The 17,083-nt window shown below is 70.4% G+C and carries 20 protein-coding genes and 1 pseudogene; 15 read left to right on the top strand and 6 right to left on the bottom strand.

The features are described from left to right. Positions 1–21: 21 nt before the first annotated feature. Positions 22–384 carry a DUF4406 domain-containing protein gene (locus WFJ97_RS10685; RefSeq protein WP_336641471.1) on the bottom strand — a complete coding sequence of 121 codons (363 nt, stop codon included), beginning with the start codon at positions 382–384 and terminating at the stop codon, positions 22–24. Positions 385–440: 56 nt separating this feature from the next. Here WFJ97_RS10685 and WFJ97_RS10680 point away from each other — a divergent pair, with 56 nt between their 5' ends. Further along, a complete protein-coding gene (locus WFJ97_RS10680) occupies positions 441–1,187 on the top strand; it encodes a DeoR/GlpR family DNA-binding transcription regulator (RefSeq protein WP_336641470.1) in 747 nt (248 codons plus the stop codon). A gap of 359 nt (positions 1,188–1,546) precedes the next feature. Further along, positions 1,547–1,996: a carboxymuconolactone decarboxylase family protein gene (locus WFJ97_RS10675; protein WP_247633493.1), complete on the top strand. Its 450-nt coding sequence runs from the start codon at positions 1,547–1,549 to the stop codon at positions 1,994–1,996. Between the two features lie 151 nt (positions 1,997–2,147). Here WFJ97_RS10675 and WFJ97_RS10670 read toward each other — a convergent pair whose 3' ends face one another. Next, on the bottom strand, positions 2,148–3,032 hold the full coding sequence (locus WFJ97_RS10670) for a helix-turn-helix domain-containing protein (RefSeq protein ID WP_336641469.1): 885 nt from the start codon (positions 3,030–3,032) through the stop codon (positions 2,148–2,150). A 139-nt stretch (positions 3,033–3,171) separates the two neighbouring features. Between WFJ97_RS10670 and WFJ97_RS10665 the strand changes: the two genes are divergently transcribed. The 4 genes from WFJ97_RS10665 (at position 3,172) to WFJ97_RS10650 (ending at position 5,708) form a co-directional block, all read left to right on the top strand. Next, a complete protein-coding gene (locus WFJ97_RS10665) occupies positions 3,172–4,200 on the top strand; it encodes a zinc-dependent alcohol dehydrogenase family protein (RefSeq protein ID WP_336641468.1) in 1,029 nt (342 codons plus the stop codon). A gap of 25 nt (positions 4,201–4,225) precedes the next feature. Then, positions 4,226–4,636, top strand: a complete 411-nt coding sequence (locus tag WFJ97_RS10660; RefSeq protein ID WP_336641467.1) for a (R)-mandelonitrile lyase — start codon at positions 4,226–4,228, stop codon at positions 4,634–4,636. After that, positions 4,633–4,950: a carboxymuconolactone decarboxylase family protein gene (locus WFJ97_RS10655; RefSeq protein WP_247633490.1), complete on the top strand. Its 318-nt coding sequence runs from the start codon at positions 4,633–4,635 to the stop codon at positions 4,948–4,950. Before WFJ97_RS10660 ends, WFJ97_RS10655 begins: the two co-directional genes overlap by 4 nt. A gap of 164 nt (positions 4,951–5,114) precedes the next feature. Then, positions 5,115–5,708 (top strand): GNAT family N-acetyltransferase, encoded by a 594-nt coding sequence (locus WFJ97_RS10650; RefSeq protein ID WP_336641466.1) that lies wholly within the window; start codon positions 5,115–5,117, stop codon positions 5,706–5,708. A gap of 147 nt (positions 5,709–5,855) precedes the next feature. Here WFJ97_RS10650 and WFJ97_RS10645 read toward each other — a convergent pair whose 3' ends face one another. Both WFJ97_RS10645 and WFJ97_RS10640 read right to left on the bottom strand, forming a co-directional pair. Then, the gene (locus tag WFJ97_RS10645; RefSeq protein ID WP_336641465.1) at positions 5,856–7,037 is read right to left on the bottom strand and encodes an exo-beta-N-acetylmuramidase NamZ family protein; all 1,182 of its coding nucleotides are present in this window, start codon (positions 7,035–7,037) and stop codon (positions 5,856–5,858) included. 4 nt (positions 7,038–7,041) lie between these two features. Then, on the bottom strand, positions 7,042–7,908 hold the full coding sequence (locus WFJ97_RS10640; protein WP_336641464.1) for a MurR/RpiR family transcriptional regulator: 867 nt from the start codon (positions 7,906–7,908) through the stop codon (positions 7,042–7,044). 152 nt (positions 7,909–8,060) lie between these two features. Here WFJ97_RS10640 and WFJ97_RS10635 point away from each other — a divergent pair, with 152 nt between their 5' ends. From WFJ97_RS10635 to WFJ97_RS10600, 8 genes are all read left to right on the top strand, one after another. After that, positions 8,061–9,347: an ABC transporter substrate-binding protein gene (locus WFJ97_RS10635; protein ID WP_247624130.1), complete on the top strand. Its 1,287-nt coding sequence runs from the start codon at positions 8,061–8,063 to the stop codon at positions 9,345–9,347. A 55-nt stretch (positions 9,348–9,402) separates the two neighbouring features. Next, a complete protein-coding gene (locus WFJ97_RS10630) occupies positions 9,403–10,377 on the top strand; it encodes a carbohydrate ABC transporter permease (RefSeq protein WP_247624129.1) in 975 nt (324 codons plus the stop codon). Next, complete coding sequence (locus WFJ97_RS10625) at positions 10,377–11,297, top strand: carbohydrate ABC transporter permease (protein ID WP_336641463.1); 921 nt, start codon at positions 10,377–10,379, stop codon at positions 11,295–11,297. Before WFJ97_RS10630 ends, WFJ97_RS10625 begins: the two co-directional genes overlap by 1 nt. Before the next feature lie 10 nt (positions 11,298–11,307). Beyond that, entirely contained in the window at positions 11,308–12,264 is a 957-nt protein-coding gene (locus tag WFJ97_RS10620; protein ID WP_336641462.1) for a serine hydrolase domain-containing protein, read from the top strand. A gap of 170 nt (positions 12,265–12,434) precedes the next feature. Further along, complete coding sequence (locus tag WFJ97_RS10615) at positions 12,435–13,112, top strand: response regulator transcription factor (RefSeq protein WP_247624126.1); 678 nt, start codon at positions 12,435–12,437, stop codon at positions 13,110–13,112. Next, a complete protein-coding gene (locus WFJ97_RS10610) occupies positions 13,105–14,439 on the top strand; it encodes a HAMP domain-containing sensor histidine kinase (protein ID WP_336641461.1) in 1,335 nt (444 codons plus the stop codon). Before WFJ97_RS10615 ends, WFJ97_RS10610 begins: the two co-directional genes overlap by 8 nt. 160 nt (positions 14,440–14,599) lie before the next feature. After that, positions 14,600–15,409 (top strand): hypothetical protein, encoded by an 810-nt coding sequence (locus WFJ97_RS10605; RefSeq protein ID WP_336641460.1) that lies wholly within the window; start codon positions 14,600–14,602, stop codon positions 15,407–15,409. A 30-nt stretch (positions 15,410–15,439) separates the two neighbouring features. Next, complete coding sequence (locus WFJ97_RS10600) at positions 15,440–15,658, top strand: RNA-binding S4 domain-containing protein (RefSeq protein ID WP_336641459.1); 219 nt, start codon at positions 15,440–15,442, stop codon at positions 15,656–15,658. Between the two features lie 13 nt (positions 15,659–15,671). On the opposite strand, the gene WFJ97_RS10595 is transcribed toward WFJ97_RS10600, so the two are convergent. Together WFJ97_RS10595 and WFJ97_RS10590 are read right to left on the bottom strand one after the other, a co-directional pair. Then, entirely contained in the window at positions 15,672–16,232 is a 561-nt protein-coding gene (locus WFJ97_RS10595) for a dihydrofolate reductase family protein (protein ID WP_336641458.1), read from the bottom strand. 41 nt (positions 16,233–16,273) lie between these two features. After that, positions 16,274–16,573, bottom strand: a pseudogene (locus WFJ97_RS10590) (FadR/GntR family transcriptional regulator); the annotation flags it as partial. A gap of 95 nt (positions 16,574–16,668) precedes the next feature. On the opposite strand from WFJ97_RS10590, the gene WFJ97_RS10585 reads away from it, so the two are divergent. Beyond that, on the top strand, positions 16,669–17,022 hold the full coding sequence (locus tag WFJ97_RS10585; RefSeq protein ID WP_336641457.1) for a hypothetical protein: 354 nt from the start codon (positions 16,669–16,671) through the stop codon (positions 17,020–17,022). Positions 17,023–17,083: the final 61 nt, after the last annotated feature.

The raw sequence follows: 17,083 nt of genomic DNA, 5'->3' as shown, positions 1-17,083 counted from the left end.
CCCGCGGGGCGTTCGAATCGCTCAGGCCGCCGGGATCTCGTCGATCGAGAAGTACACCGGCAGGCCGCGCTCGCGGGCGATCTCGACGTCCGTGTCGGCGCCGGCGGATGCCCCGGGCAGACGCAGCACCGCATCGCAGTGCTGCAGCAGTCGGTGCGCGGTCTCGTACATGACGTCGCCGTCGGCATCCGCGGCGCCCGTCGCGCCGCGTGTGCGCAGGATCGGCAGCGCGACCCATTCGCCGATCATCGGCACGTGCCCGAGGCGGAAGATCGGAGCGGATGCCTCTTCGAGCCGCTCGAGGTTGGCGGCGATGCGCGCGGGGTCGCCGTCGGTTCCGGAGCGGTAGGGACCGGCGATCAGGATCAGCAGTGGAGTTCTCATGCCGAAGACTGTAGCGTTAACCGTGCAAGAACGTGCAACTTCATGAAGGAACGCAAATGCTCGGTGCGCAGCGCAAGACCCATCTGCTCGAGATCCTCGCCCGCGACGGCCGGGTCGTCGCGAAGGACGTCGCCGCCGAACTCGCGCTCTCCGAGGACTCCATCCGCCGCGACCTGCGCGAACTCGCCGACGAGGGCAAGGCCATCCGTGTCTACGGCGGCGCCCTCCCCGTGCCCGCCGCCGACCGCCCCGTCGACGAGCGGTCGGACCTCGCGACGGCGAGCAAGGAGCGGGTCGCGCGGCGTGCGGCCGACGGCATCCGTCCGGGCTCGACCATCGTGCTCGACGCCGGCACGACCACCCTCGCCCTCGCCCGTCTGCTGCCGTCCGGCGCCGATCTCACCGTCATCACCCCGAGCCCCGCGATCGCTCTCGCGGTCGCCGCGCACTCCGATGCGCGGGTCGTCATGATCGGCGGCGAGCTGTCGCGGCACTCGATGGTCGCCGGCGGTGCCCTCGCGATGGAGGCGATCCGTCACCTGGCCGCCGACACGTTCTACCTCGGCGCCACCGGCATCCACCCCGAGCACGGCCTCACCACCGGCAGCCTCGACGACGCCGTCACCAAGCGCGCCATCGCCGAGCGCTGCGCCGAGACGATCGTGCTCGCGAGCGAGGAGAAGATCGGCGCGGTCTCGCGCTTCCCCGTGCTCGATCTCGCCGTCGCGACCGCCGTGATCACCGATCCGCTCGACGAGAATCCGCTGATCGCGGGGCTGGTCTCAGCGGTCGCGCGTTCATAACTCCGGAAGAACATCGGCGAACCGCCAAGTTCGCACCGCTTTCGGACTCCGCAGACTCGTTTTCGAGGAGTTATGAACCGCCACCGCCTCAGACCGGTACCGGAGCTGTACCCAACTCAGGAACAACGGGCGAAACCGCACCGAGAACAGTCGATTCGGACCGCCCGAGCCCTGATCTTCCTGAGTTGGGGACGCGGGGTGCGCGTGACTCCGGAGAATCGGAGGGTTCGGGCCGGATTCGACCGAATCGGGGCCGGCGGCACAAGGTCTTCCGGAGTCACGCGCACCGTCCGTCACACTTCCCCCGCCTACGGCGTCAACACTTCGACGGCGCACCCCGCGCCGACGAAGGAGACAACGTGTCGCACGTCAACATCGGCAAGACCTACCCCGCTCCCTACCAGGCGATGCTCGCGTTCGCGGGCACGGCCGCCGAGGCCGGAACGGATGCCGGGCTCTCGCCGCTGCTCGTCGAACTGGTGAAGGTGCGGGCCTCGCAGCTCAACGGCTGCGCGTTCTGCCTGCGCATGCACGCCGCGGATGCCGTGAAGCACGGCGAGACCGCCGACCGACTGGCCGTGCTCGCCGGCTGGTGGGAGTCGCAGTACTTCAGCCCCGAGGAGCAGGCCGCCCTCGTCATCGCCGAGCGGGTGACGCTGATCGGCGACCACGGGCGCCTGCCCGATCGCGGCATCACGCCCGAAGACGTGCTGACCGAGAAGCAGATCGCCGCGGTCACCTGGCTCGTCGTCGTGATCAACAGCTGGAACCGGATCGCGATCACGAGCCACTACCCCGTCGCGCCCTGACCGCGCGCGGGCCCGAACGGAGAGGGAGGGGAGGACGCTCCCCAGCCTCCTCCCCTCCGTGATGCCCCGGTCCGACGGGGAGACGGACCGAAGACGTGGCGCGCGATGAGGGAACGGCGCCATCTAACACGACGAGACAGGTGCGATTTTCTTACGCAGATTCGGTGGCGACTTCGACGGGAGGATGCTCCGCCGCCCACGAGGCGAGCAGACGCAGCCGCTCGGCCGACGGCGATCCGGGTTCGGCGGTGTAGATCATGAGCACGTTGCCGGGCTCGGCGGTGATCGCCAGTTCCTCGTAGGCGAGCGTCAGCTCACCGACGACCGGGTGCCGGAACCGCTTCGTGCCGGTGCCGTGGATCCGCACATCGTGCGCCGCCCACAGCGCGCGGAAGACCTCGCTGCGGGTCGACAGCTCGCCCACCAGATCCTGCATGCCCTTGTCGTGCGGGTCGCGACCCGCCTCGGCGCGCATGATGCCGACGCACATGCTCGCGAAGAGGTCCCAGTCCGGATAGAAGTCCCGCGACGCGGGGTCGAGGAACTGGAAGCGCGCGAGATTCGGGGTGCGCCCGCCATCGCCGATCACGGGCGAGTAGAAGGCGCGGCCCAGCTCGTTGGTCGCGAGCAGGTTCTGGTTCGCGTCGCGCACGAAGGCCACGGCATCCGTCATCGCGGCGAGCGCCCACGTCAGACTCGGGCGCGGGGCGCTCTGCTTCGTCGCCCGGCGGCGCGCACGCCCGCTGGCGGGCACGCCGTCGGCGGCGCGCGCCAGGTCGAGCAGATGCGCCCGCTCGGCCTCGTCGAGCAGCAGAGCCCGCGACAGCGCATCGAGAACGGATGCCGACGCCCCGGCGAGCGCGCCCCGTTCGAGTTTCGCGTAGTACTCCACGCTCACCCCGGCGATCGCTGCGACCTCACTGCGCCGCAGCCCGGCGACACGACGGTTGGTGCCGGCGGTGAGTCCCACCGCCTCGGGGGTGAGCCGTGCGCGGCGGGTCATCAGGAACTCGCGCACCTCGGATCGGTTGTCCATGACTTCAGGGTAGGTCGCAGGTCGCCTCTGCGGGAGGCGTGAGGGGTGCCCTGCCGGTACACCCCTTCACAGGGACTCCCTCCCCCGTCGCGCGAGGCGCACAGTGGGAGGCATCCACTCAGAGAAGGAGACCACCCACATGCGTGGAGTCGTCATGCACGCCCCCGGCGATGTCCGGACCGAAGACCTCGAGATGCCCGTCATCGTCGAGCCGACCGACGCGATCATCCGCGTCACCGCGACCTGCATCTGCGGGTCGGACCTCTGGCCGTACCGCGGCCTCGAGCCCCTCGCCCCGCACGGACAGCGGATGGGCCACGAGTACATCGGTGTCGTCGAGACCGTCGGCGATTCCGTGACCTCCGTCGCGCCCGGAGACTACGTCGTCGGCTCGTTCGTCGCCTCCGACAACACCTGCGAGATCTGCCGGGCGGGCTACCAGTCGCGCTGCGTGCACCAGGTGATGATGGGATCCGTCGGCACCCAGGCGCAGTACGCGCGCATCCCCCTCGCCGACGGCACCCTCGTGAAGACGCCGGGCGAGCCCTCCGCCGACCTCGTGCCGTCGCTGCTCGCGGCATCCGATGTGCTCGGCACCGGCTGGTACGCGGCCATCGCCGCCGAAGCCGGCCCCGGCAAGACCGTCGCGGTCGTCGGTGACGGCGCCGTCGGACTGCTCGGCATCCTCGCCGCGAAGCAGCTCGGTGCGGAGCGCATCATCGCGATGTCGCGTCACGCCGACCGCCAGGCGCTCGCGCGCCGCTTCGGTGCGACCGACATCGTCGAGGAGCGCGGGGATGCCGGCGTCGCCGCGATCAAGGAGCTGACCGGCGGGCTCGGCGCGCACAGCACCATCGAGGCCGTCGGCACGCAGGAGTCGATGGAGCAGGCGATCCGCGCGACCCGGGCCGGCGGGCACGTCGGATACGTCGGCGTCTCGCACGACGTGTCGCTCGACGGCTTCGAGCTGTTCTTCTCGAGCGTGCACCTGCACGGCGGGCCTGCTCCCGTGCGCGCCTACCTGCCCGAGCTGATCCAGCTCATCTGGGACCGCGAGATCGACCCCGGCGTCGTCTTCGACCTCACGCTGCCCCTCGACGAGGCATCCGAGGGGTACCGGGCGATGGACGAGCGCCGTGCGACCAAGGTGCTGCTGACGACGGACTGACCGTCGACATTCGAGAGGAGACACCATGCACATCGAAGCATCCGTTCCCACCACGAAGAACCCGCCGGAGCAGTTCGCCGGCGACGTCTGGCTCGACGTGATCGCCGCCCCGCACGAGGCGGGCCAGCGCGCGACCGTCGCCCTCGTGCGCTTCGCGCCCGGCGCCCGCACCGCCTGGCACTCGCATGCGCGCGGCCAGTACCTGCGCGTGACCTCGGGGGTCGCCCGGTTCGGCGACCGCGACGGCAACATCATCGAGGTGCATCCGGGGCAGACGCTCTACACGCCGCCCGGCCAGGACCACTGGCACGCGGCGGCGCCCGGCTGCTTCATGGAGCACATCGCGATCCTCGAAGCGGGCGACGACCCGGCGGCGACCACGACGTGGAAAGAGCACGTGACGGATGCCGAGTTCGACGGGGCGGTCGGCGCATGACCGGCTGGACGGGCGGGCAGCGTTCCGTCGGCGACATCGCCCCGGCCCTCGCCCACTACACGGATGCCGTGCTTTTCGACGAGGTCTGGGCCCGGCCCGAACTCTCGCCGCGCGACCGCAGTCTCGTCACGGTGTCGGCGCTCGTCACGCTCGGGGCCGTCGACCAGCTCGAGTTCCACCTGGGCTTCGCCCGCGACAACGGCGTGACCGAGGAGGAGCTGGTCGAGGCGATCACGCACTTGGCGTTCTACGTGGGTTGGCCCCGGGCGATGGGCGCGATCGCGGCGGCGCGGAAGGCGTTCGCGGCGTCCTGAGTGACGGCATCCGGCTGTTCTCCTGCACGACTTCGGAGTTCTCGGGCGACACACCGGGGGACGGATGCCGCGACGCGGCGTGTCTCGTCGGATCTCCGAAGTCGTGCGGCAGCTGACCCGCGCCTACGCGTAGACCGCGGCACGAGCCCGGGTACCGTGGGCAGGTGTTCGAAGAGACCGTGACCGACCGCCTGATCCTCACTCCCATCGCCTCGGCGGATGCTCGGACCGTCGACGCGATCTTCGCGCTGCAGTCCGATCCCGCGACGTGGGCGCATCTGCCGGAGGCCGTCGAGACCGACATCTCCCAGAGCCGGGCGCGCGCGGCCGATCATGGAAAGTCGTGGGCGGAGTTCGGCCTCGGCTGGTGGTTGCTGCGACTGCGCGTGCCCCTCGGAGACCTCGACACCGAAACGGTCATCGGGATCGGCGGGGCTGCGATCCGACCGCATCAGGCCGCCGCGTGGAACCTCGGTTACCGGCTCACTCCGGGCGCCTGGGGACACGGGCTCGCGACCGAGGTCGGCCGTGCGGGCCTGGCCGCGGCGACCGCCGCCCGCCCCGATCTGCCCGTCACCGCCCGCGTGCTCGCCCACAACCGCGCGTCGTGGCGCACGCTCGAGCGGGTGGGTCTCGCACAGGTCTGGGAGGGAGACGCGCCCGCCGACTACGCCCTCACGTCGGGCATGCAGCGACGTGTCTATGCCGATCGAGCTCTGTCCCCGGAACTCTGCGACCGTCTCATCGCCCTGGGCTGATCCGGTCGCCCCCCGCACGACTTCGGAGTTCTCGGGCGACGCGCCGGGGGACGGATGCCGCGACGCGGCGTGCCTCGTCGGATCTCCGAATTCTTGCGGGGCGGGGGTGCTTCGGCGGGCTCTGCGACCCGGAAGGGGCGCGGACCCTCAGACGTACAGGAGGTCGTCGGCGACAGCATCCGCCCAGTCCGGCACCGCCAGGCGCGCGGGGTCGTCCCACTCGCCCGCGACGATCTGCGCGAAGGCGCCGCGCACACCGAAGAGCTTCTCGAGCGGGCTCCAGTCCGACTCCCCCGGCATCGGCACGAGCGAGCGCTCGACGAGCGCGCCCGGCTGCAGCTCCTCGATCAGCGACAGCAACCGCACGCCCGCCGACACGGGGCGCACCGCCTCGGCATCCGTCACGTGCAGGATGATGCCCTCGCACGCCTCGCCCGCGTGGTCGCGCACGAGCGGAGTGAACCCGTAGGGCACGGCGGCCAGTCCCGGCAGGCCCGCGGCGTTGACGGCGAAGGCGTAGCGTTCCCCGTCGATGAACGGCGCCGCGATCACGCGGAACGGCACGGCGGTGCTGCGACCTTCCGACACGTTCACGCCCTCGGCGAGACAGGTTCCGGGGTACAGCAGCGTCGTGGTGGGGCTCGGCAGGTTCGGCGACGGCGGCATCCAGGTGCCCTCCCCTCCACCGATCGCCGCATCACGGGTGAGACCCGCCACCTCGACGACCTCGAGCTCGACGTCGATGCCGCGCGTGCGCACCCAGTGCCGGGCGAGTTCGCCGATCGTGAGGCCGTGGCGGATCGGCATCGTCCAGCGGCCGACGAGGGACTGCGCGCCCTCGTCGAGCATCGGCCCCTCCGCGCGATCGAGCCGCCCGCCGAGCGGATTCGGGCGGTCGAGCACGACGACCGCGACGCCCGCATCGGCGCAGGCCTCGAGCAGGTGGCTCATCGTCCAGATGTACGTGTAGAAGCGGGCGCCGACGTCGGGCAGGTCGACGAGGACGACGTCGAGATCGTCGAGATCGGATGCCGACGGCCGCACCGCGTCGCCGTAGAGGCTGCGCACCTCGACGCCGGTGACGGGATCGCGCAGGTCGCCGACGTGTTCTCCCTCGCGCGCCCGCCCGCTCAACCCGTGCTCGGGTCCGAACAGCCGCGTGAACGAGAAGCCCGTCGCGGCGAGCGCCTCCCTCCCCCGCAGCAGCCCGGAGGTGAGTGCGAGGTCGTTCGTCAGCATCCCGATCCTGCCGCCGGTGAGGCGGGCGAGCAGATCGGGGCGGATGTCGCGGCGGATCAGTCGGTCGATACCGAGGTGCAGGGCGGGCATGTGATCAGTCGATTCTGTGGTCGGTGACGGCGTTGAAGGTGCGCTGGAGGTTGTCGGCGATGGTGTCGTAGTCGGCCTGGGCGATGCGGGTGAACAGGAAGTCGAGCACTGCGAGCTGCGCGATGCGGCTGGCCATCGCGCCCGAGCGGAAGGTCGACTCGGAGACGGCGGTGAACAGCACGAGATCGCAGACCCGCGCGAGCGGCGAGCGCGGGTTGTTGGTGATCGCGATGGTGGTGGCGCCTGCACGGGCGGCGACCTCGGCCGACTGCACGATCTCGAGCGTGCGCCCGGAGTGCGAGATCGCGATGGCGACGTCGCGCTCGTCGAGCAGGGCGGCGCCGGTGAGCGCGAGATGCAGATCGGTGCGTGCCTGGGCCACGAGTCCGGCGCGGTGCAGTTTCTGCTCGAGGTCTTGAGCGGCGAGTCCGCTCGATGCGGCGCCGTAGATGTCGATGCGGCGAGCGCCGCGCACGGCGCCGACGCACGTCTCGAGCACGTCGATGTCGATCTGGCGCGCGGTGCGCTCGATGGCGGATGCCTCGGCGAAGGCGATCTTGCGCACGGTCGTGAGGGCGTCGTCGTGGCGACTGACATCGCTCTCGGACACTTGGAATCGCTCACGTTCGGAGGCCGTGCGGTCGAGTTCGGTGGCGAGGGCGAGGCGCAGATCGGGGTAGCCGGAGAAGCCGAGGCTCTGCGTGAATCGGGCGATGCTGGCGACCGAGGTGCCCACGGCGAGCGCCAGCTGGGTGATGGAGTTGTCGACCGCGCTCTGCGGATCGGCGAGCACGTGGGAGGCGATCCGGCGCTCGGTGGGCGTGAGCACGGAGAGCCTCTGGTGGATGGCGGTCATCGCGCTGGTGGTCACGCCAAAAGGATTGCAGATTCGAATCAATAAGTGAAAGGAATTTTCAGAAAGCCCTTGATCTTCTGTAACTCATTGCCCAAAGTAGGGCAGAGGCATTCACAGCAGAGCGCCCCGGTCCCGTCCGACGGCTCTCATCAACCGAGAGGATTCCCATGCGACACCGCACCACCCGACTCGCGTTCACCGCGGGCCTTCTCGTCACCGGGCTCGCCGTCGCGGGCTGCGCTCCCGCCGCGTCCAGCGGTGACGGGGATGGCGAAGAGGTCACCCTCAAGATCTGGTCCTGGCAGGCATCCTCGTCGCCGAAGTGGGAAGCCGTCTTCGACAAGTACGAGGAATCGCACCCCGGCGTGACCATCGAGTTCGAGGGCTACCAGCCCACCGAGTACAACCAGATCCTCGCCACCGGCCTCGAGGGCAGCGACGGACCCGACATCGCCATGCTGCGCGCCTACGGCGGCATCCAGCCCGCGATCCAGTCGGAGCAGATCGTGCCGATCGACGACATCGTCGACGGTCTCGACCAGTTCGACCCGACCGTGCTGCGCGCCGCTCAGGGCAAGGACGACGGGGCCACCTACGGCGTGCCCTTCGCGTACCAGACCATGCAGATGTTCTACAACAAGACGATGTTCGACGAGATGGGCCTCGAGGAGCCCACCGACTGGGACGAGTTCATCGAGCTGCAGGACACCCTGCTCGACGAGGGCGTGACGCCGATGGCGCTCGGCGCCCGCGAGGACTGGGTGCTGCCGATGTTCCACGACATCGTGGGCTCGGCCAACTACGGCGGCGCCGACTTCGAGGAGAAGGTGCTCGCCGGCGAGACCGATTTCACCGACCCCGCCTACGTGTCGTCGCTGCAGATCGTGCAGGACATGCAGAAGTACCTCGACAAGAACGTCAACGCGATCGCCGTCGCCGACGCCGTGCTGCAGTTCACCTCGGGCCAGGCCGCGCAGTGGCCCGGCGGCTCGTTCGACCTGCCGACGTTCCAGAACTCGGCTCCCGACACCGAGTGGGGCGTGTACGAGGTGCCGCCGGCCCCCGGCAGCGCCCTCGACCACGCGGTCACCCCGGGCTACGCCGACGGCAGCTTCGGCATCAACGCCGCGAGCGAGAACCAGGATGCCGCGACCGAGCTGCTCAACTGGATGACCACGACGGAGTTCGGCCAGCTCGTCGCCGACGAGGTCGACCAGTTCTCGGCGCTCCCGGGCGTGACCTACTCCGACCCGCTCATGCAGGAGATGAACGAGGCGTACACCGCCAACCCGGCGCCGTACCTGCTGCTCGTCGACTTCCGCTACGGCGACCCGACCGGCACCGCAGTGCTCGGCCCGGACATCCAGGCGATGTTCCTCGGCGACAAGACGCCCGAGCAGCTCGGCGCCGACCTGCAGTCCGGGGTCTCCACCTGGTTCACCCCGGGTTCCTGATCCGAACACGAGGGGGCGTCGATCCGGCGCCCCCTCGCGGAGCGAAAGACACACCATGGCCCTGACCCTCCCCCTCCGGCGCGACCCCGCCACCTCGGGCGCCCCGAAGCGCCGCACCCGCGCGGGCATCGCGCTGAGCACCCCCACGGCGGCGCTGTTCGTGCTGCCCGCGGCCGTGCTCTTCGCGGTGCTGATCCTCTACCCGATGCTCGCCGCGCTCAGCTACTCGTTCTTCGACTGGCAGGGCACCAAGCAGGGCGGCTTCGCCGGCGTCGCCAACTACATCACGCTCCTCACGAAGGAGCCGTACGCCTCCGAGCTGTGGAACGCGTTCGGGCACAACCTGCTGCTGTTCGCCGGGGCGCTCGTCTTCCAGAACTCGCTCGGCCTCGGCATCGCGACGCTGCTGCACCGCCGCAAGCGCACCAAGCGCTTCTTCCAGACGATCTTCGCGCTCCCCTACCTCGTGAGCCCGATGGTCATCGGCTACCTGTGGTCGCTCATGCTGTCTCCGCTGTTCGGTCCGGTCAACGCGATCCTGCGCGGGGTGGGCCTCGAGAGCCTTGCCCTGCCGTGGCTCGGCGACCCGCAGCTCGCGATCTGGGTGATCGTGCTCGTGAGCGCCTGGCAGTGGCTCGGGTTCCCGATCCTGCTCTACGGCGCGGCGCTCGGCGGCATCCCCGAGGAGATCGAGGAGGCCGCGTCACTCGACGGCGCGACCGCCGCCAAGCGCTTCCGCTACATCACCCTGCCGATGCTCACGCCCACGATCGGCATCATCACCGTGCTCACCTTCATCGGCAGCATGGAGGCGATGGCGATCCCGTTCGCCCTCGCCGGATCCAACGGCGCCCCCGCCGGGTCGACCGACGTGATGATGCTGCTCTTCTACCGCACCGCCTTCGAGTCGGGCAACCCGAACTCGATCGGCGTCTCCTCCGCGCTCGCGACGGTCCTCTTCATCTTCATCATGGTGATCTCGGTCGTGATCACCTCGACGATGCGTCGCGCCGAACGAAAGCTGTTCTGATGAGCACCGCCACCGAAACCCGCCCGGAGCCGACCACCGAGGCCATCGTCTCGGGCCGTCGCCCCGCCGCGCCCCGACGCCGGTCGAGCCGCACGAACGACACCCCGTTCATCGGACGCCTGTTCGCGAACGTGTTCCTGTGGGGATACGCACTCGTCGCGATCGGCCCGCTGCTGCTCATGGTCAACAACTCGCTGCGCACCCAGCAGCAGATCGCGACCGAGCCGCTCGGGCTGCCCGTGCCGCCGACGTTCACGAGCTTCCAGAACGCGTGGATCACGGCATCCTTCGACACCTACTTCGTCAACTCGATCACCGTCACCGTCGGCTCGGTCATCGTGACCACCGCCGTGTCGGTGCTCGCCGCCTATGCGTTCGCCCGGGCGCGGGCGAAGTTCTTCCGGGGCATCGAGGCGGTGTTCCTCTCGGGCCTCATGCTGCCGGTGCACCTCGCGATCCTGCCGCTGTTCTACCTGCTCGACTCGCTCAAGATGACCAGCAACGTGTTCAGCCTGATCCTCGTGTACGGCGCCCTCGGCATCCCGTTCACGACCTTCGTGCTGACGGTCTTCTTCCGCGCCCTGCCGATCGAGCTCGAAGAGGCGGCGCGCATCGACGGCGCGGGTCCGTTCCGCACCTTCGTGCAGATCCTGCTGCCGCTCGTGCGTCCGGCGCTCGCGACCGTGATCGTCTTCCGCTTCGTGCCCGTGTGGAACGACTTCTTCTACCCGCTGATCCTGCTGCGCGACCGCGACTCGTACACGCTGCCCGTCGGGCTCACCCGCTTCTTCGGCGAGTACTCCACCGACTGGCCGCAGCTGTTCGCGGGTCTCACGATCGCCACGATCCCGCTGGTCGTGCTGTTCCTGCTGGCCACGAAGCAGATCATCAACGGCCTCACCTCCGGCATGAGCAAGTGAGTCGCGCGTGGTGAACGGCGCTCCGGGGTCGGCGTGGGCATCGCTGCGGTCGATCGACGACGGTGCGGTGGTGCTCGGCTCCGCCGCCGATGACGAGCGGATGCCGTTGACCCCGGCGCACCTGTTCGACCTCGCGTCGCTCACCAAGACGTTCACGACCGTCGCCGTGCTGCGGCTCGTCGACGCCGGGATGCTGGGGCTGGACGAGCCCGTGCGGTCGTTCGTTCCCGTCGGCTCGGAGGCCGATGGCGTGACGCTGCGGCAACTGCTCACGCATACGTCCGGATTGCCGGCCGAGGGGCGGATGTGGCGGACCGGACTCACCGGGGAGGAGCTGCGCTCGGCGGTGCTCCGATCGCCGCTCGTCGCGTCACCGGGCTCGGTGCACCGCTACTCGGACGTCGGGTTCATCGCGATCGGCGAGGTCGTGGAGCGGGTCTCGGGGCGGGCGTTGGACGCGCACGTGGCCGAGATCACGGGGTTGCTCAGCGCATCGTCAGTGACCTGGCAGCCTTCGGCGGACCTCGCGGTGGCGACCGAGGTGCAGCCTCATCGCGGGCTCGTGCGCGGCGAGGTGCACGACGAGTTGGCTCACGCCCTCGGCCGCCCCGCGGGGCACGCCGGGCTGTTCGGGACGGTCGAAGACGTGGCGGCGCTCGCGCGCATGATCCGCGACGACGGGGTCGGCGCCGGCGGACGCGTGCTGTCGGCCGACGGCATCCGTCTGATGACGACGCCCGCCGCGACCGCCGATGCCGGGTACGGTCAGGCGGTCGGCCTGCGCGTGCGCGACGCGGCCTGGATGGGCGGGGCGGATGCCGTCGGCCACACCGGCTTCACGGGCACCGCGTTCGCGGTCTCGCGCTCGGGCGCCTTCGGCGTGCTGCTCACCAACCGCGTGCACCCGACTCGCGAGGGCACGGATCTCAGCGCCGCGCGCCGGGAGTTCTTCTCGTTCCTCGGGTGAGGTGGGTGCGTCGAGACCCATCATTCGCGTCGAAACCCACCGGAGACCGCGTCAATTGCGGTGGGTCTCGGCGCTCCTGGTGGGTCTCGACGCTCGGTTCAGCGCTCGTCGATCAGCCCTCGCGCTCCGACTTCAGCCGCGCTTCAGCAGAAAGGCAGCACACTGGAGGCATGCGCATTCTGGTGGTCGACGACGAGGTGCGTCTCGCCGACGCCGTGCGCCGCGGGCTCGAAGCCGAAGGGTTCGCGGTCGACGTCGCCCACAACGGGGTCGATGGGCTCTGGCGCGCCCGCGAGACCCGCTACGACGCGATCGTGCTCGACCTGATGATGCCGGGCATGAGCGGGTGGAAGGTGTGCGAGGCGCTGCGCGCCGAAGAGAACTGGACGCCCGTGCTCATGCTCACCGCCAAGGACGGCGAGTGGGACCAGGTCGAGGCCCTCGAGACCGGTGCCGACGACTACGTCACGAAGCCGTTCTCGTTCGCGATCCTCGTCGCCCGGATCCGCGCCCTCGTGCGCCGCGGGGCGGTCGCGCGCCCGGCCGTGCTCGAAGCCGGAGATCTGCGCCTCGACCCCGCCGCCCACGACGTCTGGCGCGGCGAGACGCCGATCACCCTCACCGCCCGCGAGTTCTCGGTGCTCGAGTACCTCATGCGCCACCGCGGGCAGGTGATCTCGAAGCGCACCCTCATCGAGGGGGTGTGGGACGACGACTTCGACGGCGACCCGAACATCGTCGAGGTCTACGTCGGCCACCTGCGGCGCAAGGTCGACAAGCCCTTCGACCGCGAGGCGATCGAGACCATCCGCGGCGCCGGATACCGATTGGCGGCCGACGGTGGCTAGGCGCGGCTGGCGGTCGGTGCGCGGCCGCACCACGCTCGGTGCGACGGTCGTCGTGGCGGTGGCGCTGGCGATCGGCGCGGTGTCGTTCTACGGCATCCTGAGCGGGAGCATCCATTCGGCGACCGAGCGCTCCGCCGAGCAGCGCCTCGACGAGCTCGCCGAGCGGCTCGACCAGCCGGGCGGTCGCGGGCCCGACGGCGCCGACGGTCTCGGCGGGCTCGACGACGAGATCGTGCAGATCATCGCCGACGACGGATCGGTACGCGCCGCCAGCGAAGAGGCGCGGGATGCCCTCGGCTCGACCGCTCTGCCCGTCACCGACGACGCCGTCACGATGACCATCGACGACGAACCGATGCTCGTGCTCTCGGACGACCTCGACGACGACCGGACCCTCGTGCTCGCCGTCTCGGTCGAGAACGACGCCGAGACACTGTCGACCGTCGCGGTTCTGCTCACCGTCGCCGTTCCGCTGCTGCTGCTGCTCGTCGCCGTGACGACGTGGCTCGTGACCGGACGCGCGCTGCGGCCGGTCAGTCGCATCCGCGAGGAGGTCGACGGCATCACCGCCGAGCGCCTGCACCACCGGGTGGCGGTGCCCGACTCCGCCGACGAGATCGCGGCACTCGCGTCGACCATGAACGGGATGCTCGATCGGCTCGACGCGTCGGCGACGGCTCAGCGCAGATTCGTGTCGGATGCCTCGCACGAACTGCGATCGCCCCTCGCCGTGATCCGCCAGCACGCCGAGCTCGCCCAGGCCCACCCCTCGACCACGAGCATCGGCGAACTGGCCGAGGTCGTGTCGGACGAGGGGCTGCGGCTGCAGGGCATCGTGGAGTCGCTGCTGCTGCTCGCCCGCCTCGACGAGGGTGCCGGCTCGGTGCACGAGCCGGTCGACCTCGACGACATCGCGCTCGGCGAAGTGCGGCGACTGCGCTCCTCGGGGGTGGAGGTCGACGGGTCCGGCATCCGCGCCGCCCGCGTCGAGGGTGACCCGCGCCTGCTCGGGCAGTTGCTGCGCAACCTCGCCGACAACGCAGCCCGGCACGCGCAGGGCCGCGTGGCGATCGGAGTCGCACCCGCCGACGGCTACGTGTTCGTCACCGTCGAGGACGACGGCGCGGGTGTGCCGGTCGACGAGCGGGAGCGGGTGTTCGAACGCTTCGTGCGCCTCGACGAGGCGCGCAGCCGCGACGCCGGCGGCAGCGGACTCGGGCTCGCGATCGTGCGGGGTATCGCCGCGGCCTCGGGTGGAACGGTCGCCGTCGACGACTCCCGCTGGGGCGGCGCTCGGTTCGTCGTGACGCTGCCGCTCGCGCGATAGTGGCGGGGTTTGTCGGGACGGGACGCTTCGACAGGCTCAGCGACCCAGCGCGACTGGGTCCCTGAGCCTGTCGAAGGGCCCACCGCACGGAGCCGCGTTCCTGAAGACCGCTTCAGGACGCTTCAGGGTGGCTTCAGCGGTGTCGCGGGAGCATGAAGCCATGAACGACAAGACCCCGAACCCCGACCAGACGCCCGAGTCCACGCCCGACGCTCCGACGGTCCCCGTGACCCCGACGACGGATGCCGCGACGCCCGCACCGACCGTACCCTCGGCCGAAGCATCCGCCGCCCCCGCCGCTCCCGCCCCGAAGCCGGGACGCAAGCGCGCCCTGCTCATCGGCGGAGGAATCGCCGCGGCCGTGGTGCTCGCCGGCGGCGGCGTCGCCCTCGGAGCGGCGATCGGCGACGACCTCGGTGACGACGACGACCGCCCCTCGATGTCGGACGGCCAGCGCCACGACGGCGACCGCGGAGACGACCGCGGACAGGACGACCGCGGCGACGACCGCTCCGACGACGGCGCACCGCAGCAGGGCGGCCCCGTGACCGGCATCGGTTCGGACTCCGCCGACGAGATCGTCGAGATCGCGGATGCCGCCCGCGGCGCCGCCGACGGCGAGGTCACCTCGATCGACGCGAAGCGCGACGGCTCGTGGGAGGTCACGCTCGAGACGGCATCCGGTGACGAGTCCGAGGTGCGCGTCACCGCCGACCTCGCGACCGGCATCGTGTCGACGGATGCCGCCGACGGTGACGACACCGGCCCATCGCTGACCCTCGATGAGGCGACCATCCGCTCGCTCGTCGCCGCGGCGCTCGACGAGGCCGAGGGGCTCATCACCGACCTCGACGTCGACGACGACAGCGTCAGCCCCTACGACGTGTCGGTGCTCACGAGCGACAACCGCTCGATCGACATCGACCTCGACAGCGCCTTCGCCGTCGTCGGCACCGACCTCGACGACTGAGGCCCGCGCCGGGGCGGATACGATGCAGGGATGAGCGCTATCGACGACGTCTCCATCGGCGGTGAGGTGATCCGCCTCGGCCAGTTCCTGAAGTTCGCGGGACTCATCGACTCCGGCGGCGACGCGAAAGAGGCGATCATCGACGGCTTCGTGAAGGTCAACGGCGAGGTCGACCGCCGCCGCGGGCGCCAGCTGCACGACAGCGACCTGGTGTCGTTCGAGGCCCGCACGGTGCGCGTACGCCCCTGACCCCGATCCGCCGTCAGGCGCCGGCGACCTGATACCTCAGGTACATCAGCCCTCCGTCGAATCGGTGCTCGTCGATCAGGTCGAGATCGAGGCGAACCCCGTCGGGGAAGAACCGCAGCCCGCCGCCCACGATGCCGGGCCCGATGAACATCTGGAACTCGTCGACCAGGCCCGCGCGGATCGCCTCGGCCGCGATCGTGGGGCCGTCGATCGTGAGGTCGTGCGGTAGTTCGTCCTTCCACCGCGCGACCGCCTCCGGGTCGAACTCGCGCTCGATGCGGGTGCGGGCGCTCGACACCTCGGCCAGCGTGCGCGAGAAGACGATCTTGTCGGCCTTCTGCCAGCTCAGGGCGTAGTCGATGCCCTCCTGCGGCTGGTCGGGCTGGAGGTGCGCGGTCTCCCAGTACGACATCGTCTCGTACATGCGCCGGCCGTACAGGTAGGTGCCGACGTCGTCGAACCGTTCGGTGATGAAGGCGTGCACGCCCGGGTCGAGCGCCCAGTCGAATCCGCCGTCCGGACCGCTCGCGTAGCCGTCGAGCGACGTGATCATGGAGTAGATGAGGCGTCCCATGGGGCGACGGTACCCCGCCCGCTCGGGCGGCGATAGGGGGTGCGCAGGGTCTGCGGCAGGAGGTCGCTCGCCGATCCCCGCAGGTACGTGCCCGAGCCCGGGCGCACGTCGACGATGCCGAGGATCTCGAGCGCCGCGAGCGCTTCGCGCACCGCCGAACGCCCCACCTCGAGCGTCGCGGCGAGCTGGCGCTCGGGAGGCAGACGCGTGCCCGGGGCGATGCCGCCCCCGGTGAAGAGGTCGAGCAGCCGCCGTGCCACTTCGGTCACCGGCGACCCCGCGGGCAGCGCGTTGAGCGAATCCGCGATGTTCACCGTGCGGTTCTCGGGGTAGGCGGGCATGGGTTCGAGAATAGCCGTCGCCGTGGCGTTACCCGGTCGACGGCGTCCGCCGCAACCCCGCTCCCCTTTCGCCCGGTCCCTGGCAGGCTGACGCCATGAAACTCGTCTCCTACGCCGCTCAGCAGCTCGTCACCACCGACGACGTCGCGGACGCTCTGGTCGTCCTCGCCGCCGAGATCGCGAACGAGGGAGGATCGCAGGCCCTGCAGATCCCGATCCTCGTCGAGGACGAAGAGGAACTGGCCGAGCTCGTGGTCGGCGTGGGCAACGACGTCCTGGTCGGACCGCACGCCTCCACGGGCGCCGATCCGGACTTCTCGGAGCACGCCGCGCGTTTGCGCTCGCACCCCTCCTACCCGAAGCGGTGGGCCGCAGACGGCGGTGCCGACGAGGAGGCCGGTGCCTGGGTCGTCGACTTCGATCTCGACGCCGGGACGAATCGACTCTGATCGCCCCAGGGAGGAAGACTGTCCGGTCCTCCGTCGCCCGAGACGGAGGACCGGCGAAGTC

Source organism: Microbacterium sp. USHLN272, assembly GCF_037149655.1.
GTDB classification, from domain to species: Bacteria; Actinomycetota; Actinomycetes; order Actinomycetales; family Microbacteriaceae; genus Microbacterium; species Microbacterium galbinum.
The sequence above is the reverse complement of the archived record's forward strand: the minus strand, read 5'-3'. Positions and strand labels throughout refer to the sequence as shown.